Annotated in this window: 1 protein-coding gene; it reads left to right on the forward strand. The window is 35.0% G+C overall.

What is annotated here, in order from left to right; genetic code table 11:
- A partial coding sequence (locus tag N8M09_RS11095; RefSeq protein ID WP_261065248.1) for a porin occupies window positions 1–237 on the forward strand: 237 nt, incomplete at both ends.

Below are 237 nucleotides of genomic sequence, written 5' to 3' on the forward strand. Positions count from 1 at the left end.
CTGAAGGTAAGGATAGTTCAAACGATTATGCATTAAGCCTTACTTTAGGTGATAGCAAGTTTAAAGATCAAAATTACTATGCTGCTGTAGCGTATAACAAAGGTATTGCTGGTGTTGATGCATATCGTTTAGTCGCTCAAGCCAAATTTGGTCAAATCAAAGTCGGTGGTTTATTCCAACAATCTGAAGATGTTACAAATAGTGACTTAGATGGTAATACATACTTTGTTAATGTTG

The sequence above is a fragment of the Streptococcus mitis genome (assembly GCF_946190375.1).
Classification (GTDB): Bacteria; Bacillota; Bacilli; order Lactobacillales; family Streptococcaceae; genus Streptococcus; species Streptococcus mitis_CJ.